Genomic DNA, 23,454 nt, shown 5'->3' on the forward strand with positions numbered 1-23,454 from the left:
CGGAATCCGTGCGATAGATGCGATGGAGAATCGCTCGAGACGGCGGTGAAAGGACATCGCCCGGATGGTATGGCCACCGACGATCCTCCCGCCGGTCAACGGGCGCCCGTCCCTGCCAGCACACGACAGCAGCGCACCGGCCGGCTGCACTGAACCGTCACCAGAAGGCAGGCCGGGCCTCGTTATCGAGCGTGCCGCGGTCCGGCAGGGCTTCGTCGGTCGATTCGTCAGCGCGTGGGTCGCCGTGAACCCCACCACCACTGGGCACCGGTCACGATTACCGCCGCGAGCGAGGTGGCGGTCGGTCGGGAGGCACATTCTCGGTCCATGCCGGCCGGTGGCCGCTGAGGTGAGCGGGAGCGCTTGAGTGCCTGCGACACAACGGCTTTCGAACGGAAGCCGATCGGCAGGACCACGGTGGTGAGGACGGCGTTCATGCGGCAGGTGAGGTGACGTACGTGCTAGCGGACAGGCAATAATCCGGCTGGGCGGACAAGTGGCTCCGGTTCGGTGGACATGATTTCTCCGGGTGGACGGACATCTGGGTCTCCGGGACACGCCCGAGCAAATGCGAAACGGGATCCCTTCGAGCGAGTTGGCTCGCGTGTGTTGATCTGCGCGACCAACTGCGTCGAAGGGATCCCGGTGACCAAGTCTGACAGGGAGATCATGGAGATTCTGGAAGCGTTCGAGCTGACACGCTGCGCGCACTCGGCCGCGCAGCTGGCCGGTGTGGATGAGAAGACAGTGGCCCGCTGTGTGACGATCCGCGATCAGGGGCGCGACCCGCTGGTGAAACGACCGCGGCCGCGGTCGATCGACACGTTCGTGGACAAGATCGAAGAATGGGTGGACAAGTCCCAGGGCAAGGTCCGCGCCGACGGTGCATCAGCGGCTGCGGGCGGTGGGATTCACCGGCACCGACCGGTCGACGCGGCGCGCGGTCGCCGCCGCGAAGACAGCGTGGAAAGCTGGCCACCGCCGCGAATATCGTCCGTGGCTGCCCGAGCCTGGCATGTGGCTGCAGTTCGACTGGGGCGAAGGCCCGAAGGTCGCCGGGCGGCGGACGCAGCTGTTCTGCGCATGGCTGTCGTGGTCGCGGTATCGGCTGGTGATCCCGTCGTGGGACCAGACCCTGGGGTCGCTGGTGCTGGGCGTGGATGTGACGTTGCGCCGGATCGGTGGCGCGCCAACGTATTTGCTGACCGACAACCCGAGAACGGTGACGGTGGATCGGGTCGCAGGGTTGCCGGTGCGGCATCGACGGAATCGTCGCGGCGGGACGCCATTACGGCTGCAAGGTGGAAACGTGTGAGCCGTTCGACCCGGAATCCAAGGGCGGCGCGGAGCACACGGTGAAGATCGCGAAGGCCGATCTGGTGCCGACGACGGCGAATCTGCTGCCGGAGTACTCCTCGTTCGTCGAGCTGGCGGATGCGTGCTGGGGGTGGTGCGAGCGGGTCAACGCCCGCCCGTATCGCGAGACCGGTGTCGCGCCGATCGCCCGGTTGAGCGTCGAGCGGGAGCATCTGCATGTGCTCCCCGACGCTCCGCATGCGATCGCGCTGGGTGAGGAACGCCTGGTCGGTGACGACCAGACGATCCAGTGGGGGTCGGTGCGGTATTCGACCCCGGATGGGCAGCAGGGCCGCAAGGTGTGGTGCCGGGTCGCCGGGGAGGAGCTGGTGATCACGAGCCGAACCCCGTTGGGGCTGGCCGAGATCGCCCGCCATCAACTGTCGACGCCTGGAAATCCGCGCATCCTCGACGAGCACTATCCGCACCACCAAGGCGGAGATCTGCCGCGGGTGCGGAAGCTGCGGCCGCGCACTGCCACCGAGATCGCGTTCCTCGACTTCGGGGAAGGCGCTCGACGGTGGCTCACCGAAGCGCCCGCCTCTGGGGTGTCGCGGATCCGGGCGAAGATGACCCGCGCGCTGGAACTGGCGGCGATGACCGGACCGGACGCGGTCGAGGAAGCCCTCGGTGTCGCCGCGGTCGCCGGCCGGTTCGACGACGGTGACGTCGCCGCGATCCTCGACCATTTGGCGAATTTCCCGGCCGTCGACGATCTAGTGCGCGCCGACGAAGCGCACTCGGTGCAACCGGCAACCGCTGGTTGGGGGAGGTTCGGCGCATGAGTCACCCGAAAGCGCCGGCGCTGCCCGACGAGCTGGATGTCATCTGCCGCCGGATGCGGTTGCCGTATCTGCGCAAGGCCGCACCCGATGTCCTCGCGACCGCTCGAGCGCAGCGCTGGGATCCCACCGAGGTGGTGCGGGTGCTGCTGGCCGAGGAGGTCACCAGCCGCAATTCCGCGACCCGCCGGCAGCGCCGCAAACGCGCGAATTTCCCCACCGGCAAGACGTTTTCGTCGTGGCTGCCCGAGGAATCCACTATCCCCGAACCCACCCAGAACGCGCTCTCGACACTGGAATGGGTTGGGCGCCACGAGAATCTGGTGGTCGCCGGAGCCTCCGGCACGGGCAAGAGCCACTTCGTCGAAGCCCTCGCTCACTCGGCGATCGAGAAGGATCTGCGGGTCTCGTGGTTCACCCTGGAATCCCTCGCCGTCACGATCGGCAAGGCCAAAGTCGACGGATCGATCGCCCGCGCGGTCGCCCGCATCTGCTCCTGCGACCTGATCGTCTGCGACGACATCGGCATGCTGCCCATCGGCCAGGACGCCGCCGAAGCGTTCTACCGCGTGATAGACGCCGCATACGAACGGCGTTCCATCGCAGTGACCAGCAACATTCATCCGTCCGGATCCGACACCATCATGCCCAAAACTCTGGCCACTGCGGCCGTGGATCGCCTATTGCACCACGCTCATCTGGTCCAAACCAAAGGCGACTCTCACCGGCTCGCCGAGGCGCTCGCAGGCGAAGGGGTGACGCCCTTGACCTGACCGAAACACCGGCGAGATGGTCACGTGAGATCGGTCCGACGGCGGCTGATCTTCGCGATGGCCTGCACGGCATCACCTCCCGGACAGTGGATTTCGGCTTGCCCGTGATCTGCTGCCTCGGCGCCGGATCCGAACAACGGCACCGGCGACCGATACTCGACCGCAGCCTGGAAGGTGGCCTCGCTCAGGCGGCCCCGGATCAGGGCCACACGCAACCCCAGCAGCTCGGAGCCGTGGCAGCCGACCCACCCGGCACACAACCGCCGGACGTCGCTGTCGGCATCGGTCTGGTGGCATTGGAACAACCGAGGCGGCTGGAAAGCCATGTCGAGGTCGTAGGAGCGAAGCTTCTCGTACTCCTCAACATGCCAGACCCCACTGGGAACATCGCGCCGATACGGGCAAGAACTACACGGCCGCGGCGCCGGTGGACCGATCTCATCGACAGAACCCGCAGCATCAGCAGCAGCGACATCAACATCGGGAGTCTCGGACACAATCACCACAATGCACCCGGCCTGGCACCGAGCTCAACCCCAACCCACCGATGACCATCCACCCGGAGATCTCATGACCACCGATCCGGCGAAATCGTGTCCGCCACACCGGAGCCGAACCGACCGCCTACCCGGCATTCACGATGACCGTTGACAGTACGGAGCACTGCAGGACGAACGGTTCCGCAAATCCCCCCTCGGCACGCCTTGTCGGGCGTTCACCCTGCCGAAGTCTTGCCTACGGGACCATTGCTGGTAGGTAGACATATCACCAGTTGTCGAATTGTCGCCTACGGGCGGCGTGTGGTGGCGAGGGCGGCGAGAGTGGCCAGGGTGAGGACGAGGGTCATCACGGCGGCCATGGGTGTGGGGGTGTGGGTTCCGAACAGTCCGACGATCGGGGAGGCGGCGGCGCCGAGGAGGAATTGTCCGCCGCCGAGGAGGGCGGAGGTGGCGCCGGGAGCGGTGCGGCCGCGTTGCTGGGCGATGGTGACCACGGCGGGGAAGAAGACACCGAATGCGGTGAGTGACAACAGAAGACATCCCCAGGTGACGGCCAAAGGGCTGCCGACGGTGATGGAGACGAGGAACAGCAGAGCCGCTCCGGTCGCTGCGACTGCGGTGCTGGCGACGAGCAGTGTTTCCGGTGGCCGGTGTCGGGCCAGGCGCCCGTAGGCGAGGCTGCCGAGCATGTTGCCGATGGCGTTGACGCCGTAGACGAGGCTCGCCGCGGCGGGGGTGAGGCGGTAGATGTCCTGGAATATGAAGGTCGTACCGGCGATATAGGCGAAAACCGCTGCGCCGCCGAATGATAACGCCAGCACGGGGGCCACGACGGCACGGCGGGTGGCCAGGGTGGCGATCGCGCGCAGCCCGCCGGTGACGCCGCCGGAGAGCCGGGCCTGCGGTGGGTGCGATTCGGGAATCCACCGCCAGACGCCGAGGACGAGAAGCAGCCCGAAGGTGGCGAGTACCGCGAAGACACCGCGCCACGGCAGGACGAGCAGCAGGGTGCCGCCGGCCATGGGCGCGAGGACCGGTGCGGCGGCGGTGATGGCACCGAGGCGGGAGTACATCGCGGCGATGTCGTGGTCGTCGAACAGGTCGGCGACGACGGCGCGGGCGACGACGATCCCGGCCGCGCCGCTGACACCCTGCCCGAACCGTGCCACGTCGAGGACCGCGATGGTCGGTGCCAGCGCGCAGGCTGCGGACAGGGCGGTGAATCCGGCGGTTCCCGTCAGCAGGACGGGGCGTCGTCCGACCGCGTCGGAGAGTGGTCCGAGGATCAGTTGGCCGACGATGATTCCCGCCAGAAAGCCTGTCAGCGACAGCTGCGCACCGGAGGCGTCGGTGCCCAGCGAGGTGGCCAGGTCCGGCAGGCCGGGCACGTACATATCGGTGGCCAGCGGCGCCGCGCCGCTGAGCCCGGCAAGCACCAGTAGCAGTCGAATACATTGTCCCGCAGCTTGTTTCGACCTCGAGGTCTGTGCCCCGGTCATAGTGCCGGTGCTGCGCCGTCGTCCCGGGACGGGGACCGGGTGCCGGTGGGGATGTCGGTGTCGGCGAGGTCGCGCAGCAGTCCGGCGGCGATGGCGAGAACGCCGCGTTCGGCGTCGCTGAGGGTGTGCCGCAACGCGGCGGCCAGCCAGGCGTTGCCGTCACGCACGTGTTCGCGCAGGGCCTCGTGTCCCGCTTCGGTGATGGCGATGTCCTGCCGCCTGGCGTCGGAGTCGTTGCGGGAGCGGCGGATTCGGCCGAGGTCGTCGAGCTCGTTGAGGACGCGGGTCAGCGATTGCACCTGCAGTCCCTCGATCGCGGCCAGTTTCGACGCCGTGAGGGGGCCCCTGTGCGTAAGGTTCGCCAGTACCGACGCGGCCAGCCGGGTCAACGGTCTCCCGCTGCCGGGCTGCTCCGCCCGCAGCCGCGATGACAGTCGCGATACCGCCCACCGCACCGACTCGGCCAACCGCAGATCCTCGGCGGCCCGCTGGTCCTCGACATTCACATTTACAAGTTAAGTCTTACTATTTCCGTGAGTCAACCCCCTCGATTGGAAAACTTAGACACGCTTATGCTTAGCAATTTGAGCCGTGGTGGGTCGCGGCTTCCGGTCCGCAGCATGGTCTCGCGCAGGCCCGGTAGCCGGTTGCCGGAAGATGTGGTCGAGGTGGTCGTGGAGCACGGCGAGGGCGTAGTCGGTGGTGCGGTGGCCGGCCAGGACGCTGGTGCCGAGGCCGTTGACCATCATCACCAGCCGTGTCGCCTCGAAGTGCGGGTTGATACCGGGAGCGAGGGTGTCGTGGTCGCGGGCGCGAGTGAGCGCGTCGGCGAGTTGGTGTTCGAGGCGGTCGATGCCGGCGGCGAACGGCTGCGCGGCGAGTTCGGGGTCGGTGCGGGCGAGCATCGCGTAGGAGGTACCGACGAGGTGGAACACACGGCTGGGCTCGTCGGTAGGTAGGGCTTCGGCGAGGAACGTTTCCACGAATGCTCGCGGGGGCGGGGGATCGGGCAGCCCGCGCAGGCGATCGGCCCACCGCTGCCGGGACTGCTGTTCGAGGTGCTGCAGTGCGCCGATCAGCAGGCCGTTCTTGGTCTCGAAGTAGTACTGCACCAAACGAAGTGACACTCCGGCCGCGGTGGCGACCGATCGCATCGATACCGCGTGCAGACCGTCGCGGGCGGCGACGCGGATCAGCGCATCGGCGATCTGCGCGCGGCGCGCAGTGTGGTCGGCAGTCCTCGGCACCTCAACTCGCCTCTCCGCTCACGATTCTGGTACAAGTGTATACGATACATCTGTATCACTATTGGCGGGAGGTAGCCGATGGCGACCACGGATCCGGCGACCGCAGAGCGTGCGGGCACCGCCGGGCTGGGTGCGCTGCTTGCGGTGGTGTGTGCGGCGCAGTTCATGGTGGTGCTGGACGTGTCGGTGGTGAATGTGGCGCTGCCGTCGATCCGGGACGGCCTGGGGTTCACCGCGACCGGGCTGCAGTGGGTGGTCAACGCCTACGCGCTGACCTTCGCCGGATTGCTACTGCTCGGCGGCAGGTTGGCGGACCTGTTCGGGCGCCGCCGCGTGTTCCTGGCCGGGCTCGGGGTGTTCACCGCGGCGAGTCTGGCCGGGGGTCTCGCGACTTCCGCGGGGGTCCTGGTGGTGGCTCGCGTCGCGCAAGGGGTGGGGGCGGCGGTGCTGGCACCGGCGACGTTGACGATCCTGACCACCTCGGCCGGTGCGGGGCCGCGGCGGACCCGGGCGCTGGCGGCGTGGACCGCGGTCGGTCTGGCCGGGGGTACGGCAGGCAATCTGCTCGGCGGTGTGCTGACGGAGTTCCTGTCGTGGCGGTCGACACTGCTGATCAACGTTCCGGTCGGTGTGCTCGCCGCGGCGGCGGCATTGCGGGTCCTTCCCCGTGATCGGTTGCGCGACAACGGCGGCCGCGTCGATGTGACCGGTGCAGTGCTGGCCACCGCCGGGCTCGGCGTGCTCGCGTTCGGTGTGGCACAGGCCGCGGCCGCCGGCTGGTCGGCGCCGTGGACGCTGGGCGGGATCGGCGTCGGGCTGGCCCTGCTGGCCGGGTTCGCGGTGGTGGAGACGCGCGTGCCGGTGCCGCTGATTCCGTTGCGGCTGTTGCGCATTCGATCGGTCGGGGTGGGGAACGCGATGTTGCTGCTGGCGGGGGCGTGCCTGAACCCGATGTGGTACTTCCTCACCCTGGGCATGCAGAACGTCCTCGGCTACACCCCGCTGCAGACCGGGCTGGCGTTCCTGCCCCACACCCTGGTCACCATCCTGGTCGCCACCCAGGCCACACCGTGGCTGATGCGCCACCTCGACACCCGGCTGGTGATCGCGGCCGGAAGCCTGCTCGCCGCGGCCGGGTTCTGGTGGCAGAGCCGCCTCGACCCCGGTACCGGGTATGTCTCCGGAATCCTCTGCCCCGCTGTGGCTTTCAGTGTCGGTAGCGGAATGCTCAACACTCCCGTCACGACCGCGGTCACCTCCGGCGTCGACCCCGGCGAGGCGGGTGCGGCGGCCGGGCTGATGAACACGACCAAACAGATCGGCGGCGGCCTCGGCCTCGCCGCCCTGGTCACCCTCGCCGCCCCCACCGACTCCGGAATCGCGGCGACCGCCCACGCCTACGGACACGCGTTCGTGGCGATGGCCGCGGCCATGCTCGCGGTCACCGCGCTGGCATGGCTGCTACCCGCCCACCGCGACCGTGCCTAACCCCGTCCCGCGCAGATCTTTTCGGGTCGTTGTTCACCGTTGGGCGTGGACCGCGAGCAGATCGGTGAATTCCTCGGCGTAGGCGAGCTGGCGGGCCAGCGTCGCGCATCGGTCGCGGGCGTGGGCGTGCATATCGTCGACGAAGCCGCGGGCCTCGTTGCGACGACCGGCTGGGGCGTCCGGATCGGCGAGTGTGTCGAGGGAGTCGAGGAGCTGTTTCATTTCGGCGAGGGTGAATCCGAGGGGTTTCATGCGGCGGATCACCAGCAGCCGGTCGACGTCGGTGTCGGTGTAGAGGCGAAACCCGCCCGCCGACCGTGCCGACGGCTGCACGAGTCCGACCTCGTCGTAGTGGCGGATCGTCTTGAGCGACAATTCGGTTCGCTCGGCGGCCTGACCGATCTGCAGAAACCCGCCGTCTGGCGTGTCCATCAGTGGGTGCCGGCGAGGTGGCCCGACAGCCGGTCGTGTCGTTCCTCGGATGCCGGGTTGAGGCCGATGATCTCTACGGTCTTGCCCTTGGCGGCGTACTTGGTGGTGATGGCGTCGAACGCGGCGACGGTGGAGGCGTCCCAGATGTGGGTGTCGGACATGTCGATCACGATATGCGCCGGGTCGCCGGTGTAGTCGAACTGGTACACGAGGTCGTTGCTGGAGGCGAAGAACAACTCCCCGCGCACCTTGTACACCCGGGTCCCGGGCTCGTTCCGGCCTTCGGAGGCAACGGGTTCGGGGACCGTGGTGACTTCGGTGAAATGGGCGACCCGGTGGGCGAAGGCGATCATGGCGGTGAGCACGCCGACGACGACGCCGATGGCGAGGTTGTGGGTGGCGACGGTGACCACGACGGTGACGGCCATGACGGTGGTTTCGGCGATCGGCATGCGCCGCAACGTCTTCGGTGCTATCGAATGCCAGTCGAAGGTGCCCACCGAGACCATGATCATGACTGCGACCAGGGCGGCCATCGGGATCTTCGCGACCAGTCCGCCGAGCCCAACGACGAGGATCAGCAGGAACACTCCGGCCAGGAAGGTCGAGATCCGGGTGCGGGCGCCGGACACCTTCACATTGATCATGGTCTGGCCGATCATCGCGCAGCCACCCATACCGCCGGAGAACCCCGTGACGATGTTGGCGACACCTTGTCCCCAGCCCTCGCGGGTCTTGTCGGAGTGGGTATCGGTGATGTCATCGACCAGTTTCGCGGTCATCAGCGACTCCATCAATCCGACCAGAGCCATCGCCAGCGCGAACGGAGCAATGGTCTGCAAGGTGTCAAGGGTCCACGGAATGTGCGGCACCAGGAGCGAGGGCAGGCTCGACGGCAGCTCACCCTCGTCACCCACGTTCGGCACGTCGAGGCCGAACAGCAGAGCAGCCGCGGTGAGGGCGACGATGGCGACCAGTGGTGCCGGGACCACGGTCGTGATCTTGGGGAGGAACACGATGATCACCAGCGCGGCGGCGACCAGCGGGTACACCAGCCACGGCACGCCGAGCAGGTGCGGCAGCTGTGCGGTGAAGATCAGGATTGCCAGCGCGTTGACGAATCCGACCATCACACTGCGGGGCACGAACCGCATCAGCTTCGCGACGCCGACGACGCTCAGCACGATCTGGAACACCCCGGCCAGGATCACGGTGGCGATCAGGTAGTCGAGGCCGTGCTCACGCACCACCGGAGCAATGACGAGGGCGACCGCGCCGGTCGCGGCAGAGATCATGGCTCGGCGGCCACCGGTGACGGCGATGGTGACCGCCATGGTGAACGACGCGAACAATCCGACCCGCGGATCCACCCCGGCGATGATCGAGAACGAGATCGCCTCGGGAATCAACGCCAGCGCCACCACCAGCCCGGCCAACGCTTCCACCCGCAACCGCCTGGGGTCGCGCATTGCAGCGAGCACGGACCCGCTGTCGCGCTCCGGTCGAGTCGTCGACACCATCGGAACTCCACTTCGTTGATCACCGCGCACGCGGACGCGACCGGCCGAGGTAACAACACGCACCGGTGAAAGGGCAAGGGACACAAGCGAGCGGCTCGACGCGGCACGAGAGATGGGATTTCGTCCCGGCGGCATTGCCGGGAGTGTCGAGGTTGGCAATCGCTCAGCGACTGAAACTCTACCCTCACGGGAGGGTAGGGTTGCAATCTGGGAGACTCGATTGGTGGCGCACATCTCACCGCAGGAACGCAACGACATCGGTGCCATTCCGGCCTGCCACTCGGTCCGGGACGCGCTTGGCACGGAACCGCTGTGGACGGGTGTGGCGCTGAAATCGGTTCGGGCAAGGGTATGTGGTTCGAGGATAACGATCATGACCGATACTCAGCCAGCGGCGGGAGCGTCGTTCTATCACGTGTGTTTCGCGGTGCCCGATCTCGAGGCGGCCACGACGGATCTGTCCCGGGCGACCGGCTGCCGGTGGCGCATCCCTGGGACGGCCACCTCGGGGGAGCCTCGTTCACGACCACCTTCACTACCACCGGCCCGCCCCATATCGAACTCGTCTCCGCTACCGTCGGACCCTGGGCCACCTCCACCGGTGCCCGGTTCGATCACCTTGGCTACTGGACCAGTTCGATCGACGCCGCATCGGCCCGGCTGTCCAGCCACGGATTCGCCGAGGAGTTCTCGGCTGCCCGATCGGGCGGCCGTTCATCGGGCACCGCCTCGACAGCATCGGCGCCCGAATCGAAATGTTCGACATCGCCGCCCAGCCGTACTTCCTCGACGCTGTCAGCGGCACCCAGGCGATGCCCGCACTCGACGAGGAGACCTTGTGAACGCCACCGCCCACCAGCAGGTACCGGCACCGACCGACCCGATCGCGATGTTCGGACTGTGGCGGGTCGGCACCCCCGACCGGCAGACCGCGGCCATCGACGCCATCGCCACCGCATGGCAGGCACGCCCATGGCCCGGCGAAGGCTTGTCGTCGTATGCGGTACTCGCTGGTGACGACGGTGACACGCTGCTGCATTACTCCCAAACGCCGCGCCTGGACGCGCCCGTCCGCCAGGATCTGACCTGGAAGTCCGACGTCGACGCCGCGGTGCCGGGGATCAACAGGCTCGGTGTCACCGCGTGTCACCTGCGGCAAAGCACCCCGGCCCACGCCGGCCTCGACGATGTCGGCTGCCTCGTGCTGGTGACCCGCGTCTTCGACGGCCCCGACCTCGAACGAGCCGAACGGCTGGTGCACACCATGTTCGCCGCCGGTGCGAAAACCCCACCGGCGGAAGGGATGATCAGCGCGCACTTCTATGTCAGCCTCGACGGCACCGAAGTGTTCAACTACGCGCTGTGGACCTCCGCCGCCGCCCACCAGACCGCCATCGACAACGTGCCGAAACCGCTCGCCGACAGCGAGGAATGGCAGCACGCCCACGCCTGGCCGGGACTGCTCACCACCAGCTTCCAACGCTTCCGGCCCCGGCTGCTGATGGAATCACCGGCGTCGACCCCATCGAGGTGAGCTGCTCTACACCAGTTCCAGGCCGCCGTCGACGGTGATGATCTGACCGGTGATCCATGAGGCGGCCGGGTCGCTGAGGTGGAGCACCCATTCGGCGATCTCGGCGGGGATGCCGCGGCGCCGCAACGGGATTCGCTCGGTTTCCTCGCGTTTGATCTGCTCCACCAACTCGTCGGTGAGCCCGGCCGCGGACAGGGCCTCGCTCTCGGTCGGGCCGGGCGCCACGGCGTTGACCCGCACACCCTCGGTGGCGAGCTCGAGCGCCCAGCTGCGGGTCAGCTGCTCCAAGGCCGCCTTGCTGGCGGAATAGTGCGCCGCCCCGGGAATCGGCCGGTGCCCATAGGTGCTCGACACGTTGACGATGCTGCCCCCGGTCGCGCGCAGGTGCGGCAGCGCCGCGGCGGCGAGCAGGCTCGGGGCAACGACGTTGAGCGCGAACAGATCCACCACACGCTCACCGGTCACCTCGGCCAATGGCATCAGCGTGGTCGCGCCCGCGTTGTTGACCAGCACATCCACCCGGCCCCACCGCGCAACCGCGGCATCGATGACCGTGCCGGCAGAGTTCTCGCGGCGCAGGTCGTGCGCTGCGATGTCGATATTCGGGTGTTCGGCCGCGGCCTGTTCCAGCGGGGCCTGCCGTCGGCCGACACTGAGCACCCGGGCGCCGGATCGGGCGAACGCGAGGGCGGTGGCGCGGCCGATCCCCGTGCCCGCTCCCGTGACGATCACGATCCGGTCGTCGAAGCGACCCATCCGGCACCACCTAACGTTCGATGATCGTAGAACATCGAACGTTAGCATGTCGGGTATGCGCGAACCCCAGCATCCGTCGGTTTCCGACATCGAGTTGACGGCCGTTCTCGCCGCATTGAGCGACCCGATCCGGGTCGGGCTCGCTCGGCAGCTGGCCGACGGCGCCGAGCGCGGCTGGGGCGAGCTGCGGGCTCCGGTTGCGAAATCCACACTGAGCCACCATCTTCGCGTTCTGCGCGACGCCGGGGTCACCCGCACCCGGCAGGAGGGCACTCGCTGCTTCGTCATGCTCCGCCGCCGCGACCTCGACAGGCGATTTCCCGGCTTGCTCGACGCTGTCCTCGACGCGGCCGTGCGCGACGACATCGGGCATGACGTCGGACTCGCCGAACCGAGCCAGCGGGCGGGGTCGTGATCGGCTCGCTCGGCACCTCCGGCGCGCGATAACTCGAATCCTCGACCACAAGATCGTGCCCGCGGCTGTCCTGTTGGGCTTAGGTGGTTGGCCGGTCATGGGCGGCGAGTGCACACGGAATCCGCAAGTCCTGCTTCCGTATTCGATGTGTTCGCCGCGGTGAGGCTGTCGGCAGTCACCCGGGCTGCCCGGTGCCCGGGTTCGGGCGGGTGTCGGGGGCAGGGCAGTCGTCGGGAGGTGTGTCGCGGAGCCGGGTGATGGCGGTCTCGATGACGGTGAGGAAGGTCTGTAGGTCTGTGGCGGGTGTGTCGCCGAACAGTGCGGCGGCCATCTCATCTCGTTCGTTGCGCAGGGTGGTGGTGAAGGTGTGGCCGTGGTCGGTGAGTGTGACGAGCAGGGCGCGGCGGTCGGTGGGGTGTGGCCGGCGGGTGACGTAGCCGTCGTCGGTGAGGCTGTCGACGAGTCCGGTGATGTTGCGGGGGGTGACGGCGAGTAGGTCGGCGAGGGCGCGTTGCGTCATGGGCCCGTGGTGGTGGAGGGCCCACAGGAGCCGGGCGCGGGCTTGGGTGAGGTCGCGGTCGGCCATGCCGCGTTCCATCATCGCGCCGAGTAGTTCGGTGAGTTGGAACAGCCGGTCCGCCGCGGTGCTGGCTGGGCCGGCCTCGCCAGGTATATCGTGAAGTGACTTCACTATGCATCCACCTCCTTATTGTCAGCGTAGCGGGGTGGGTTTCGAGTTCGGAAGGCGGTGGCGGTCATGCCACAGCAGGTGAGACGTCGGCCGGTGTTCGCCCGGGTGTATGCCGGGTTGTTCGAGCCGGGGCCGGAACGGGCGGGGGTGGCCGAGCATCGGGGCCGGTTGCTGGCGGGATTGTCCGGGCGGGTGGTGGAGGTCGGTGCGGGGCACGGCCCGAACTTCGGCTTCTACCCGAGGGAGGTGACGCAGGTGGTGGCGGTGGAGCCCGAGCCAGTGTTGCGGGCACGCGCCGTGCGGGCGGCCGAGGCGGCGCCAGTGGAGGTGATCGACGGTGCGGCGGAACAGCTTGCGTTCGGCGACGGGGAATTCGACGCGGCGGTGGCGTGTATGACGTTGTGCTCGGTGACCGATCCGTCGGTGGCGCTGGCGGAGATGGCGCGGGTGGTGAAACCTGGTGGGCGGCTGCGGTTTTTCGAGCATGTCCGGCCGGAGTCGCCGCGGATGCGGCGGGTGCAGCGGGTGGTGGACGCGACGGTGTGGCCGCTGCTGATGAGTGGCTGTCACACCGGCCGCGATCTTCTGTCCGCGCTCGGCGCGGCCGGGTTCACTGTCACCGAGGTGGACCGTTTCCGGTTCCCCGACACCGCGTTTCCGTCACCGGCGGCCGAGCATGTCCTCGGCACCGCGGTGCTCACCTCGCGCGGCGAGGGTCTGCGATGACCGGCGGCGCGGGCGCCACCGCGGATTCAGTGTCCGAGGACGGTGCGGGTGCCGCGGAGGCGTCGGTGCGGTTGCTCGAGCGGATGGCTACCCGGCTCGGCGGAATAACCTCGGCGGCAACGGCATTCGGTACACCGATCATCTCCGAGGGGCTGACGGTGGTGCCGGTGGCGCGAGCAGGTTTCGGGTTCGGCGGCGGCGCGGGCCGGGAGGTGCGTACGGACGGGACCGGCGAGGGCGGCGGAGGTGGCGGCGGGGTGGATGTCCGGCCGCTGGGTTACCTCGAAATCCGTTCCGGCACCGTGCGGTATCGGCCGATCCGCGATCCGTGGCGCGACGTCGCGATCCCGCTCACGTCGCTGGTGCTGGCCACCGCGGCACCCAAGCTGCTCCGCGGCATCGCGCGGCTACGCCATGGTCGACGGCGGTGAGCGGCGGGCTCGGCCGTCGTGCGCCGTTGCAGCGTCGGTGAGCGTCGTGACGGCCGTGGTGAGGTCGTCGGGTGCGCTCCAGCGGCCAGGGACAGCCGTAGTGCCGCGAGGGCACGCTGATCGGTGAAGCCCATCGCGGTCAGCACTGGTGAGGGTGTGTGGGTGCCGCTGCGGCAGGCCGACCCGGTCGATGCCGCGAGCTGCGGTGCGGCAGTCAGGCTTTCGTGCCCGAGCGTGTCGTCGATGCTGATGTTCAGCGTGTTCGGCAGGCGCGCAGCGGCCGGGCCGTTGAGGTGCACACGGCCGGGCAGGGCCTCGGCCAGCCACCGGTGCAGGTCGTCGCGCAGGCGCCTGCTCCGATCGGCGGAACCGGAAGCGAGGTCGGCGGCGGCACCGAGGGCGACGGCCAGGGCGACGTTCTCGGTGCCGGCGCGCAGCCCGTGCTCTTGGCCGCCGCCGTAGACCACCGGCTCCAGCACGACACCGCCGCGCACATACAGCGCGCCGATCCCCTTGGGCGCGTACATCTTGTGTCCCACGACAGTGAGCAGGTCGACTCCCAGCGCCTGCACGTCGAGAGGCATCTTCCCGGCGGCCTGGGCCGCGTCGCAGTGAAACACCGCATCGTGCCGGTGAGCGATCGCGGCGAGTTCCGAGATGGGTTGCAGGGCACCGGTTTCGTTGTTGGCCGCCATCACCGACACCAGCACCGTCTCGTCATCGACGACGGCGGCGAGCGTGGCGGGGTCGACGAGGCCATCCGAGTCGACCGGCAGCAGTGTCACGCGGGCGCCGTGTGGTCGTTCGAGGGCCCGGCAGGTGTGCAGCACGGCGGGCTGCTCGCTGACCTGGGTGACGATGTGCGGGCGCGCCGACCGCGAGGCGAGGGCGGCGCCGCGCAGGGCGAGCAGGTTCGCCTCCGACCCGGACGCGGTGGACACCACCTCCTCGGCGGTGGCGCCGATGAGGGCCGCGACCTGAGCACGGGAGCGCGCCAGGGCGGTGCGCGGGGTGTCGGCGTAGCGGTGGCTGCTGGAGGGGTTGCCGAAGTCGTGGTGCAGATAGGGCAGCAGCGCGTCCACGACCCGGCGGTCGACCGGGGTGGTGGCGTTGTACTCCAGATACACCGGCCCGTCGGCCAGCGCGGCCGGGATCGGGGCCTGGCGGGTCATGCCGGGACCGCGGTATCGGTGGGAAGCTCGGCGAGGCGCCATTCGAGCATGCCGTCGTGCAGGCGGACCGCGCGGCGACCACGCTCGGTGAGCAGCCGCACCGCGTCGTAGGCGAGCACGCAGTATTCGCCGCGGCAGTACACCACGATCTCGGCGTCGCCGGGCAACTCGCCGATCCGCTCGGCCAGCTCGCCCACCGGAATGCTGACCGCGCCCGGGATGTGCCCGGCCCGGTACTCCTCGACCGGCCGCACATCCAGCACCAGCACCTCCCCGGCAGCGGCACGCCGCAGCAGCTCCTCGCGAGTCAGCTCCTCGCCACCACCAGGCCCGAGGTAGGCGTCGCGCGCCGGGGCCACGGCAGCCTGGTGCGTGTCGGCGACCTTGCGCAGCAGCGCGAACAGCTGCGCCACATCGTCGCCCGCGAGGCGGTAGTGAATGCGGACCCCGTCGCGGCGGGTGGCGACGAATCCCGCCTGCTTCAGCGTCTGCAGATGCGCCGACGCGGTCGTCAGGTTCAACCCGGCAGCGGTCGCCAGCGCCTCCACCGTCCGCTCGCCCTGCGCCAGCAGATCCAGCAATTCGAGACGCTTCCCGCTGGCCAGCGCCTTCCCGCTGGCCGCGAACGCCTCGTACAGCGCCGCCTTCGCCGACGGTGTCACACCCATCAGATCCTCCAATCATCCGTGGAATACCGTACACCGGTTGCTTCTCCAAGGTTCCATGGAATAGTCTCTAACTCCGTTATTCCATGGTTTATTGGAATAATGCGGTGGCCTGCTCGGGCCGACGACACACAGGAGCAACCGATGCCGACCGATTTCACGCTCGTCCCCGTCATCGACGAGGGGCTGGGCAACTCGACCTACCTGCTCGACCTCGGCGACGGCCGGGCCATGGTGCTCGATCCCGAACGCGACGTCCGCGCAGTCCGCGCCGAAGCCCAGCGGCGCAACCTGCGCATCGCCTACGCGATCGAGACCCACATGCATGCCGACTTCATCTCCGGCGTGCGGGAACTCGCCGACACCGACGGCGCGACGGTGCTGGCCCCCGAGGTCGGACCACGCGGCTTCGAGGTCACCGGCATGAGCGACGGCGACACGGTCGAGCTGGGCCGATTCCGGCTGCAAGCGTTGTTCACGCCGGGGCACTCGCCGGAGCATCTGTCGTACCTGCTGCACGACGGCGACCGGTTGCTGGGCGTGTTCACCGGCGGGTCGTTGATGGTCGGCACCGCCGGGCGCACCGACCTGGTCAGCCCCGACCAGACCGTGCCACTGGCCCGCGCCCAGTACCACTCGCTGCAGCGGCTGATGGAGCTGCCCGACGACACCCCCGTCTGGCCCACTCATGGCGCCGGATCGTTCTGCTCCGCCGCCCCCGACGGCGAGCGCGTCAGCACCATCGGCCGCGAGCGCGACACCAATCCACTACTGCAGGTCGCCGGGGAAGACGAGTTCGTCGCCGCGCTGCTCGGCTCGCTCGGCAGCTTCCCCGGCTACTTCCTGCGCCTGGGCGAGATCAACCACACCGGCCCCGCCGTCCTCGGCGCCACCCCGGCACTCGCACCTCTGACCACCGCCGACGTACAGGACCTGATCGCCGACGGCGCGCAGGTCGTCGACGTGCGCGCCGCCGCGGCCTTCGCCGGCGGGCACATCCCCGGCGCCCTGTCGATCACACTGCGGCCGGTGTTCGCGACCTGGCTGGGCTGGCTGGCCGACCCCGCCCGGCCCGTCGTCATCGTCCGCGACCCACACCAGAATCCCGACGACATCGCCTGGGAGGCAGCCAAAGTCGGCTTCGACACCCTCGCCGGAGAACTACACGGCGGCATGCCCGCCTGGACCGGGCCACACGACGCCGACACCACCACCCTGCTCAACGCCGACCGCCTCGCGACCCAGGCGGGCGCGGTGCTCGACGTCCGCCAGCACAGCGAATACACCGCCGGGCACGTGCCCGCCGCGCGCAACATCGAACTCGGCACCCTCACCGCTCACCTGGATCAGGTGCCCGAGGGACCGGTCGTGGTGATGTGCGGGCACGGCGAACGCGCCATGACCGCCGCCAGCATCCTCGCCCGCACCGGACGCACCGACATCGCGGTGCTCGACGGCGGCGCCGCGGACTACGCGCACGCCACCGGCGATGCCTTGCAGGTGGGGGCGTGAGCGTGGGCACCGGCGCCCGGCCGCCGGTGCTCGGCCTGCAGGAGAACGCCGCCCAATTCACGCTGCTCGTCGCGGTCAACGCGCTGGTCGGCGGCATGGTCGGCCAGCAGCAAACCGTACTGCCGCTGCTCGCGGACTCGGTGTTCGAGCTCACCGGCTACACCTTCATCTTCACCTACGTCGCCGCCTTCGGGATCACCAAAGCCGCCGCGAACTACCTCGCCGGAACCTTCTCCGACCGATACGGCCGCAAACCGGTACTCCTCGTCGGCTGGCTGTTCGCCGCCCCGGTGCCGGTGATGCTCATCGCCGCACCCAACTGGTGGTGGGTCGTGGCCGCCAACATCCTGCTCGGCATCAACCAGGGCCTGACCTGGTCCACCACCGTCGTCATGAAAATCGACCTCGTCGGCCCCGCCCGCCGCGGGCTGGCCATGGGCCTCAACGAAGCCGCCGGATACGGCGCCGTCGCCATCAGCTCCCTGCTCGCCGGATACCTCGCCGAACACCACGGACTCCGCCCGGCACCATTCCTGCTCGGCCTCGCCTACACCGCCCTCGCCCTCGCCCTGTCCGGGATCTTCATCAGCGAAACCCGCGACCACGCCCGGCTCGAAGCCGCACACCACACACCCCGCGCCGACGGCCGCCACGACCACCTGCACGCCGACCTCACCAACCGCCAAATCCTCTGGCACACCAGCCTCAAAGAACCCGCCCTGTCCTCGGCCAGCCACGCCGGCCTGGTCAACAACCTCAACTTCGGCCTGTCCTGGGGCCTGTTCCCCCTGCTGTTCGCCACCGCCGACCTCACCACCGGCCAAATCGGACTACTATTCGCGCTCTACCCCGGCGTGTGGGGCGCCGGGCAACTCGTCACCGGCGGCCTGTCCGACCACCTCGGACGCAAACACCTCATCGTCGGCGGCATGGCCCTCCAGGCCATGGCGCTCGCAGTCATCGCCTACTCCAGCGAATTCGCCGGATGGGCCACCGGCGCCGTCCTGCTCGGCGCCGGAACCGCAATGGTCTACCCCACCCTGCTCGCGGTCATCGGCGACGTCGCCCACCCCCACTGGCGCGGCCGCGCCGTCGGCATCTACCGGGTCTGGCGCGACCTCGGCTACGCCGCCGGCGCCATCCTCGGCGGCATCGTCGCCGACCTCCTCGGCCTGCACGCCGCCGTCTGGGCCGCCGCCACCGTCAGCGCCGCCTCCGCTCTCGCCGTCGCGATCCGCATGTACGAAACTCACTGACCGCGAAAGGCACACGCACACAAACCATTGCCTCACACCGCGCGACTAAAGGGTCACCAGAGTGGACTGAACCGCCGACAGGGATTCCGAGCAGGCCGACCACGTGAACTGTGTAAATGCTTGCGCCGCAACATAACCCGCGCCGTTGGCGTTATGGGTCACGGTGCCCGAGAGCCGCTGACCGAATCTCGGCCCGCGATTTCCGCAGCGTAGGCGGCACTCTCGATGGCAGCGAGTCGGCACCATCGGACCGCGGCCGAAACCGAGAGTCCGAGCAGATCGCTGAGAACCTTGGCGGGCACTTCTGCCGCGGTCTGCATGAGCGCGGTGTTGCGGCCGACACGGGTCGAGACACCCAGGCGGCGCAGTCGTTTCCCAACGCTGCTGGCTGAAACCTCTAGTCGATGCCGTCTGCAGGCCGTCACAAAATGGCCTGGCCGCTGAATTGGTCTGCGACCACGCCGCGACGGCAGTACCGGCCGCGCTGCTGACGGCTTGCCCCGCATCGGGCGGCCTCGAGAATCGCGATGTAGAGCCGCTGGGCAGGAGGCGACGGACGGCGAAGACGGTGGCGTCTTGCCCGCCAGTAGACGGAAACGCCGCCCCGGCTGCGCGGCGGAGGTCCGGCGACCACGTTGCCGCGCGTGACTTCTACAGAAACCCAGGTCGATGGCAGCCGCGCACCGAAGGCGTCGATGCCCAGCTGCGGCAAACCCCACTCGAACCCGTTGTCACCCGTGTCCGTTGCCGGACAGGCTGTGCCGGGTTTCGACTGGGCTTGGAGGCCGAGCCGGCAGGGACAGTGCCTGGCCGGTACTACAACCCAGCACGAACAGGGCGAGCGTTCCTCTCCATTCGCGCAAGCACACAGGGCCCACCGCGAGGATCGTCGTCATCGGTGCGGCACCGGTGAGGATGCCCAGCCGCCGCTGAGGCGCACCAGATACGCCCTTTCGCCCCGGGTGTCCGCGGTGTTCGAGACGGCGGAGATTTGCGGGACATGCGCCGAGCGAGCCGGTGTTCCCGGGGTGCCGTGCCCGGGTTCGCCGATTTGCCACGGTGCGGCTGTTTACGGCATCTTTACTGCTTGGTGTGCCGGGAAGTCTGGTCGGCGAGTCGTGCCCGTGACCTCGGGTGAGGCAGGTCGGACAGACGGAAGGCGCGCTGGGTGAACTACGGAACGATCTTGACGGAGCCGCTACGGGAGATCACGCCGGGCCCGAATCTATCCCGCTGGGCTTCGTGCTTGATCGAGGGCCGAGGCTCATCCGACGGTGGGGATGGACGTCGGCACGCAAGCCCCGGTTCGGCTTCCCGGCATCGTCATAACAGACCTGACTCGCCGCCGCGGTACGCGCGTACCCGCAGCGCAGCCGGAGCGGTCCGCGGCGGGCTACGTGCGGTACGGTTCGTCCCCGGTCGGGGCGGTGGTTGCCACCCGGCTGCCGACGGCGCTACGGGGCTACTGAAGCCGCACCGAAATCGCCGCTCCGGCGTGGTCGAGGGGTGCGGTCGGTGACGGCCTCCGCGGTCGCTGCGGTTGTCGTTTTCGCTGTGGCCTATGTGCTGATCGCCACCGAGCGAATCCACAAGACGACCGCCGCGCTCGGCGGCGCGGCGATCGTGCTGGCGTTCGGGGTCGTCGACTCGGCCGACAGTTTCTTCTCCCACGAGACCGGTATCGACTGGGACGTCATATTCCTGCTGCTCGGGATGATGATCATCGTCGGTATCCTGCGGCAGACCGGTGTTTTCGAGTTCACCGCCATCTGGGCGGCCAAGCGCGCCAAGGGTTCTCCGCTGCGGGTCATGATCCTGCTGACCCTCATCACGGCGGTGGCGTCGGCGTTCCTCGACAATGTGACCACCGTGCTGCTCATCGCGCCGGTGACGCTGCTGGTATGCGATCGACTCGAGATCAACCCCTCGCCGTTCCTGATCGCCGAGGTCCTCGCCTCCAATATCGGCGGCGCCGCCACTCTGATCGGCGACCCGCCCAACATCATCATCGGTAGTCGCGCGGGGTTGACGTTCAACGACTTCCTCGTCCACATGGCGCCATTGGTGGTCGTCGAGCTGGTGGCATTCACAGTGATCCTGCCCTTGCTGTTCCGCGGCAGCTTCTCCGTCGACCCCGCGCGGGCTGCCGATGTGATGTCGCTGAGCGAACGCGAGGCGATCCGTGATCCGCGGCTGCTGATCAAATGCGGTCTGGTGCTGGGCGGTGTGTTCGCTGGATTCATCGGGCATTCGCTGTTCCATGTCGACCCGTCGGTGGTGGCGCTGCTGGGCGCCGGTGTGCTGGTGCTGGTTTCCGGTGTGCCGCAGCGCGATTACCTGTCGGCGGTGGAGTGGGAGACGTTGCTGTTCTTCGCCGGGTTGTTCGTCATGATCGGCGCGCTGGTGAAAACGGGGGTCATCGAAGACCTGTCGCGGCTCGCGGTGGACGCGACCGGGGGGAATGCTTTGGTCGCCACGATGCTGATCCTGGTGGGGTCGGCGCTGCTGTCCGGGGTGATCGACAACATTCCCTATGTCGCGACGATGAGCCCGCTGGTCGCGGAACTGGTCGGGCAGGCCGGCCCCGGCGGTCACGTGCTGTGGTGGTCGCTGGCGGCCGGGGCCGACTTCGGTGGCAACCTCACCGCCGTCGGCGCGAGTGCCAACGTGGTGATGCTGGGTATCGCGAAACGCGCCGATACTCCGATCTCGTTCTGGGAGTTCACTCGCAAGGGTGCGATCGTCACGGCGATCACCATCGCTATCGCTGCGCCCTACCTGTGGCTGCGGTACTTCCTCTGGGGATGACGCACCCGGGTTGGTGCGGGGCATCGGCGCGCCGGGACCGGTTACCGGTGACCGTGGGCATACTGGTGCCATTCGGCGTCCAGAAGCCGGGTGTGTTGCCACCGCAACACCCGTGATAGCACTCCACAGACCAGCCCGCTAGTCACGACAGTGCCGATCAGGACGGCGATTCCGGTGCCGATGCCGGTGAGCGCGGCAGAGCGCGACGAGGCCGGTGGTGTCGTCGGTGAGTGGTCGGGCCCGATCCAGACCGTCACGAGGTCGCCGCGAGTCGCGGTGTCCGGCACCGGGGCAGTGCTGGACCCGGTGCGGCCGTCGTGGTCCCAGCGGAGGCGAGCACGCAGGCCGCCGCCTTCGGCGGGGGCCGGATCAGCGGTCACGGTAGCGGCGACAGGGGTCTTCGCCGCAGCATCGACACGGATACGCTCGGCGGAATCGGTGTAGGTGATCGTGCCGGCCGCGCCCGCGATCGGCACCGCCACCAGGCACGCCACCACCGCGAGCACGCGGACGACAGCCAAAACGCGATCCGAGGGCCGCATCAGCGGATTCGGGCTCCACGGCGCGGTCCGCCAGCAACGCACAACGATCGAGGGATACCCGGACACCTCGATCACCTCTCTCGAGCGCGAAGTCTCTCCGGCGTTCGTCGCCGCGGCTGCCGGCCACTCCGGTGAGGCACGGCGATGACAGTGTGCCTACTGTGCCGTTCACGATACCGCCGACGACCGCGATCTCACGTCGCATCGCCGTAGCGCGGCGTCGGTCACCGCCGCGGCCCGGCTCGTGGCAGATCTCCTGCGAGCAGAGGCGGGGAATACTGTGCGATCGCGCGAAGTGGAGCGCGGCAGAGCGGACGTGATAAGAGAATGGATGTGTCATGGCCACGTCCGGTTCGTCCCGCCCGGCGCCGGGTGCGCGCGGCTACCGCCCTAGCAGGGACCGGCGCAGCGCGATGACCGGCGACATCACCCACGCCGCCGCTACCGGCCGATCCGTTATCCGCCCAGCGACCACAGACCGTTCGTCGCTGCAGTACCGCGCGGATCTGGACGGGTTGCGTGGTGTCGCGATCGCGCTGGTGGTGGTGTTCCACGTCTGGTTCGGCCGGGTATCGGGCGGGGTCGATGTGTTCCTGGTACTGTCCGGGTTCTTCTTCACGGGCCTTCTGGTACGTCGCACCGACCGCACGGGTTCGGTCGGTGTGTGGTTCACCGTGCGCCGCACCGTGCGTCGGCTGCTCCCGGCATTGGTCGTCGTACTCGCCGCGGTGGTGGTCGCGGCGGTGGTGCTGCGCCCGTATACGCAATGGGCGGAGCTGGCCGCCCAGACCCTGGCATCGCTGTTCTACTACCAGAACTGGCATCTGGCGCTGACATGGTCGGACTACCTGGCCGCCGATCCGTCGGTGAGTCCGCTGCAGCATTTGTGGTCGATGGCGGTGCAAGGCCAGTACTACCTGGCAGCAACCGTGGTGGTAGCGACCCTCGCGTGGGTATGCCGCCGCGCAGGCGCCGCCCGCAGGGTGTGCCCGATGCTGGCGGTGCTGGTGGCGATAGCGGCTGCGGCGTCGTTCATCTACGCGATCTACGGCGCCGCCAACCACCAGGGCTGGAACTATTACGACAGCTACGCCCGAGCGTGGGAGTTACTCGCCGGTGCCGGACTGGCGCTGGCCGGCACGTATCTGACGCTACCGCGGCCGGCCCGCCACGTGCTGGCGTGGCTGGGCCTCGCGGGGGTCATCGGCTGTGGGTGGTTGATCCTCGACGGAGCCAATCGGTTCCCGGGGCCCAGCGCGCTGCTGCCGGTCAGCGCGTGCGCGGCGGTCATCCTGTCCGGCAACAATCTCACTCCCACCGTCCGGCCGTGACCCAACCGGCTGCTGGCC

At 68.7% G+C, this 23,454-nt stretch carries 22 protein-coding genes and 2 pseudogenes; 13 read left to right on the top strand and 11 right to left on the bottom strand.

Translation table 11 applies throughout. The features are described 5' to 3' along the window. Positions 1–883 precede the first annotated feature (883 nt). From NWFMUON74_RS36235 to istB, 3 genes are read left to right on the top strand one after another with little or no spacing between them, the layout of a single operon-like run. Complete coding sequence (locus NWFMUON74_RS36235) at positions 884–1,315, top strand: hypothetical protein (RefSeq protein ID WP_232110468.1); 432 nt, start codon at positions 884–886, stop codon at positions 1,313–1,315. Then, positions 1,302–2,141, top strand: coding sequence for a Mu transposase domain-containing protein (locus NWFMUON74_RS36240; protein ID WP_232110469.1), 840 nt, complete (start codon positions 1,302–1,304; stop codon positions 2,139–2,141). Before NWFMUON74_RS36235 ends, NWFMUON74_RS36240 begins: the two co-directional genes overlap by 14 nt. Further along, complete coding sequence (gene istB, locus NWFMUON74_RS19980; RefSeq protein ID WP_187683377.1) at positions 2,138–2,911, top strand: IS21-like element helper ATPase IstB; 774 nt, start codon at positions 2,138–2,140, stop codon at positions 2,909–2,911. Before NWFMUON74_RS36240 ends, istB begins: the two co-directional genes overlap by 4 nt. 20 nt (positions 2,912–2,931) lie before the next feature. Here istB and NWFMUON74_RS19985 read toward each other — a convergent pair whose 3' ends face one another. The 4 genes from NWFMUON74_RS19985 to NWFMUON74_RS20000 form a co-directional block, all read right to left on the bottom strand. After that, entirely contained in the window at positions 2,932–3,408 is a 477-nt protein-coding gene (locus NWFMUON74_RS19985) for a DUF6283 family protein (RefSeq protein WP_232110470.1), read from the bottom strand. A gap of 290 nt (positions 3,409–3,698) precedes the next feature. Then, a complete protein-coding gene (locus NWFMUON74_RS19990; RefSeq protein WP_232110471.1) occupies positions 3,699–4,847 on the bottom strand; it encodes a multidrug effflux MFS transporter in 1,149 nt (382 codons plus the stop codon). A gap of 59 nt (positions 4,848–4,906) precedes the next feature. Beyond that, positions 4,907–5,416, bottom strand: a complete 510-nt coding sequence (locus NWFMUON74_RS19995; protein ID WP_197986877.1) for a MarR family winged helix-turn-helix transcriptional regulator — start codon at positions 5,414–5,416, stop codon at positions 4,907–4,909. A gap of 54 nt (positions 5,417–5,470) precedes the next feature. Further along, positions 5,471–6,157, bottom strand: a complete 687-nt coding sequence (locus NWFMUON74_RS20000; RefSeq protein ID WP_187683379.1) for a TetR/AcrR family transcriptional regulator — start codon at positions 6,155–6,157, stop codon at positions 5,471–5,473. A 78-nt stretch (positions 6,158–6,235) separates the two neighbouring features. On the opposite strand from NWFMUON74_RS20000, the gene NWFMUON74_RS20005 reads away from it, so the two are divergent. Continuing rightward, positions 6,236–7,645, top strand: a complete 1,410-nt coding sequence (locus NWFMUON74_RS20005) for an MFS transporter (RefSeq protein WP_187683380.1) — start codon at positions 6,236–6,238, stop codon at positions 7,643–7,645. A gap of 33 nt (positions 7,646–7,678) precedes the next feature. Here the strand turns inward: NWFMUON74_RS20005 and NWFMUON74_RS20010 are convergent, their stop codons facing one another. Together NWFMUON74_RS20010 and NWFMUON74_RS20015 are read right to left on the bottom strand one after the other, a co-directional pair. Beyond that, positions 7,679–8,077, bottom strand: a complete 399-nt coding sequence (locus tag NWFMUON74_RS20010) for a MerR family transcriptional regulator (RefSeq protein WP_187683381.1) — start codon at positions 8,075–8,077, stop codon at positions 7,679–7,681. Next, positions 8,077–9,597 carry a SulP family inorganic anion transporter gene (locus tag NWFMUON74_RS20015; RefSeq protein ID WP_187683382.1) on the bottom strand — a complete coding sequence of 507 codons (1,521 nt, stop codon included), beginning with the start codon at positions 9,595–9,597 and terminating at the stop codon, positions 8,077–8,079. The genes NWFMUON74_RS20010 and NWFMUON74_RS20015 overlap by 1 nt, the downstream gene beginning before the upstream one ends. Before the next feature lie 351 nt (positions 9,598–9,948). Between NWFMUON74_RS20015 and NWFMUON74_RS36930 the strand changes: the two are divergent. Beyond that, positions 9,949–10,245: pseudogene (locus NWFMUON74_RS36930) on the top strand (hypothetical protein); the annotation flags it as partial. Positions 10,246–10,435: 190 nt separating this feature from the next. Further along, entirely contained in the window at positions 10,436–11,131 is a 696-nt protein-coding gene (locus tag NWFMUON74_RS20025) for an antibiotic biosynthesis monooxygenase (protein WP_187683383.1), read from the top strand. A 6-nt stretch (positions 11,132–11,137) separates the two neighbouring features. Here NWFMUON74_RS20025 and NWFMUON74_RS20030 read toward each other — a convergent pair whose 3' ends face one another. Next, positions 11,138–11,887: an SDR family NAD(P)-dependent oxidoreductase gene (locus tag NWFMUON74_RS20030; RefSeq protein ID WP_187683384.1), complete on the bottom strand. Its 750-nt coding sequence runs from the start codon at positions 11,885–11,887 to the stop codon at positions 11,138–11,140. A gap of 55 nt (positions 11,888–11,942) precedes the next feature. Here NWFMUON74_RS20030 and NWFMUON74_RS20035 point away from each other — a divergent pair, with 55 nt between their 5' ends. After that, positions 11,943–12,302, top strand: a complete 360-nt coding sequence (locus NWFMUON74_RS20035) for an ArsR/SmtB family transcription factor (RefSeq protein WP_197986879.1) — start codon at positions 11,943–11,945, stop codon at positions 12,300–12,302. Positions 12,303–12,477: 175 nt separating this feature from the next. Here NWFMUON74_RS20035 and NWFMUON74_RS20040 read toward each other — a convergent pair whose 3' ends face one another. Continuing rightward, positions 12,478–12,993, bottom strand: coding sequence for a MarR family winged helix-turn-helix transcriptional regulator (locus NWFMUON74_RS20040; RefSeq protein ID WP_232110472.1), 516 nt, complete (start codon positions 12,991–12,993; stop codon positions 12,478–12,480). Positions 12,994–13,059: 66 nt separating this feature from the next. On the opposite strand from NWFMUON74_RS20040, the gene NWFMUON74_RS20045 reads away from it, so the two are divergent. Beyond that, complete coding sequence (locus NWFMUON74_RS20045; protein ID WP_187683386.1) at positions 13,060–13,719, top strand: class I SAM-dependent methyltransferase; 660 nt, start codon at positions 13,060–13,062, stop codon at positions 13,717–13,719. Between the two features lie 83 nt (positions 13,720–13,802). Continuing rightward, positions 13,803–13,985: pseudogene (locus NWFMUON74_RS36935) on the top strand (hypothetical protein); the annotation flags it as partial. 11 nt (positions 13,986–13,996) lie between these two features. Here the strand turns inward: NWFMUON74_RS36935 and NWFMUON74_RS20055 are convergent. Both NWFMUON74_RS20055 and NWFMUON74_RS20060 read right to left on the bottom strand, forming a co-directional pair. Further along, positions 13,997–15,322: a cysteine desulfurase family protein gene (locus tag NWFMUON74_RS20055; protein WP_197986880.1), complete on the bottom strand. Its 1,326-nt coding sequence runs from the start codon at positions 15,320–15,322 to the stop codon at positions 13,997–13,999. Then, positions 15,319–15,990, bottom strand: a complete 672-nt coding sequence (locus tag NWFMUON74_RS20060; RefSeq protein WP_187683388.1) for an ArsR/SmtB family transcription factor — start codon at positions 15,988–15,990, stop codon at positions 15,319–15,321. Before NWFMUON74_RS20060 ends, NWFMUON74_RS20055 begins: the two co-directional genes overlap by 4 nt. A 141-nt stretch (positions 15,991–16,131) precedes the next feature. On the opposite strand from NWFMUON74_RS20060, the gene NWFMUON74_RS20065 reads away from it, so the two are divergent. The 3 genes from NWFMUON74_RS20065 to NWFMUON74_RS20075 all read left to right on the top strand — a co-directional run bounded on the left by NWFMUON74_RS20065 (position 16,132) and on the right by NWFMUON74_RS20075 (position 21,563). After that, positions 16,132–17,499 carry an MBL fold metallo-hydrolase gene (locus NWFMUON74_RS20065; RefSeq protein WP_187683389.1) on the top strand — a complete coding sequence of 456 codons (1,368 nt, stop codon included), beginning with the start codon at positions 16,132–16,134 and terminating at the stop codon, positions 17,497–17,499. Next, positions 17,496–18,755: an MFS transporter gene (locus tag NWFMUON74_RS20070; protein WP_425343070.1), complete on the top strand. Its 1,260-nt coding sequence runs from the start codon at positions 17,496–17,498 to the stop codon at positions 18,753–18,755. The genes NWFMUON74_RS20065 and NWFMUON74_RS20070 overlap by 4 nt, the downstream gene beginning before the upstream one ends. 1,515 nt (positions 18,756–20,270) lie before the next feature. Continuing rightward, entirely contained in the window at positions 20,271–21,563 is a 1,293-nt protein-coding gene (locus NWFMUON74_RS20075; protein ID WP_187683390.1) for an ArsB/NhaD family transporter, read from the top strand. A gap of 41 nt (positions 21,564–21,604) precedes the next feature. Here NWFMUON74_RS20075 and NWFMUON74_RS20080 read toward each other — a convergent pair whose 3' ends face one another. After that, positions 21,605–22,171: an Rv1733c family protein gene (locus NWFMUON74_RS20080; RefSeq protein WP_232110466.1), complete on the bottom strand. Its 567-nt coding sequence runs from the start codon at positions 22,169–22,171 to the stop codon at positions 21,605–21,607. Positions 22,172–22,443: 272 nt separating this feature from the next. Between NWFMUON74_RS20080 and NWFMUON74_RS36760 the strand changes: the two genes are divergently transcribed. Next, positions 22,444–23,436 carry an acyltransferase family protein gene (locus NWFMUON74_RS36760; protein ID WP_342452767.1) on the top strand — a complete coding sequence of 331 codons (993 nt, stop codon included), beginning with the start codon at positions 22,444–22,446 and terminating at the stop codon, positions 23,434–23,436. Positions 23,437–23,454: the final 18 nt, after the last annotated feature.

It is taken from the genome of Nocardia wallacei, from assembly GCF_014466955.1.
Classification (GTDB): domain Bacteria; phylum Actinomycetota; class Actinomycetes; order Mycobacteriales; family Mycobacteriaceae; genus Nocardia; species Nocardia wallacei.

What these genes read in the sequence shown, in the direction of transcription:
- istB (WP_187683377.1), top strand. Translation starts at nt 2,138, where the DNA reads ATGAGTCACCCGAAAGCGCCGGCGCTGCCCGACGAGCTGGATGTCATC.
- NWFMUON74_RS20005 (WP_187683380.1), top strand. Translation starts at nt 6,236, where the DNA reads ATGGCGACCACGGATCCGGCGACCGCAGAGCGTGCGGGCACCGCCGGG.
- NWFMUON74_RS20010 (WP_187683381.1), bottom strand. Translation starts at nt 8,077, where the DNA reads ATGGACACGCCAGACGGCGGGTTTCTGCAGATCGGTCAGGCCGCCGAG.
- NWFMUON74_RS20015 (WP_187683382.1), bottom strand. Translation starts at nt 9,597, where the DNA reads ATGGTGTCGACGACTCGACCGGAGCGCGACAGCGGGTCCGTGCTCGCT.
- NWFMUON74_RS20030 (WP_187683384.1), bottom strand. Translation starts at nt 11,887, where the DNA reads ATGGGTCGCTTCGACGACCGGATCGTGATCGTCACGGGAGCGGGCACG.
- NWFMUON74_RS20035 (WP_197986879.1), top strand. Translation starts at nt 11,943, where the DNA reads ATGCGCGAACCCCAGCATCCGTCGGTTTCCGACATCGAGTTGACGGCC.
- NWFMUON74_RS20045 (WP_187683386.1), top strand. Translation starts at nt 13,060, where the DNA reads ATGCCACAGCAGGTGAGACGTCGGCCGGTGTTCGCCCGGGTGTATGCC.
- NWFMUON74_RS20055 (WP_197986880.1), bottom strand. Translation starts at nt 15,322, where the DNA reads ATGACCCGCCAGGCCCCGATCCCGGCCGCGCTGGCCGACGGGCCGGTG.
- NWFMUON74_RS20060 (WP_187683388.1), bottom strand. Translation starts at nt 15,990, where the DNA reads ATGGGTGTGACACCGTCGGCGAAGGCGGCGCTGTACGAGGCGTTCGCG.
- NWFMUON74_RS20065 (WP_187683389.1), top strand. Translation starts at nt 16,132, where the DNA reads ATGCCGACCGATTTCACGCTCGTCCCCGTCATCGACGAGGGGCTGGGC.
- NWFMUON74_RS36760 (WP_342452767.1), top strand. Translation starts at nt 22,444, where the DNA reads ATGGCCACGTCCGGTTCGTCCCGCCCGGCGCCGGGTGCGCGCGGCTAC.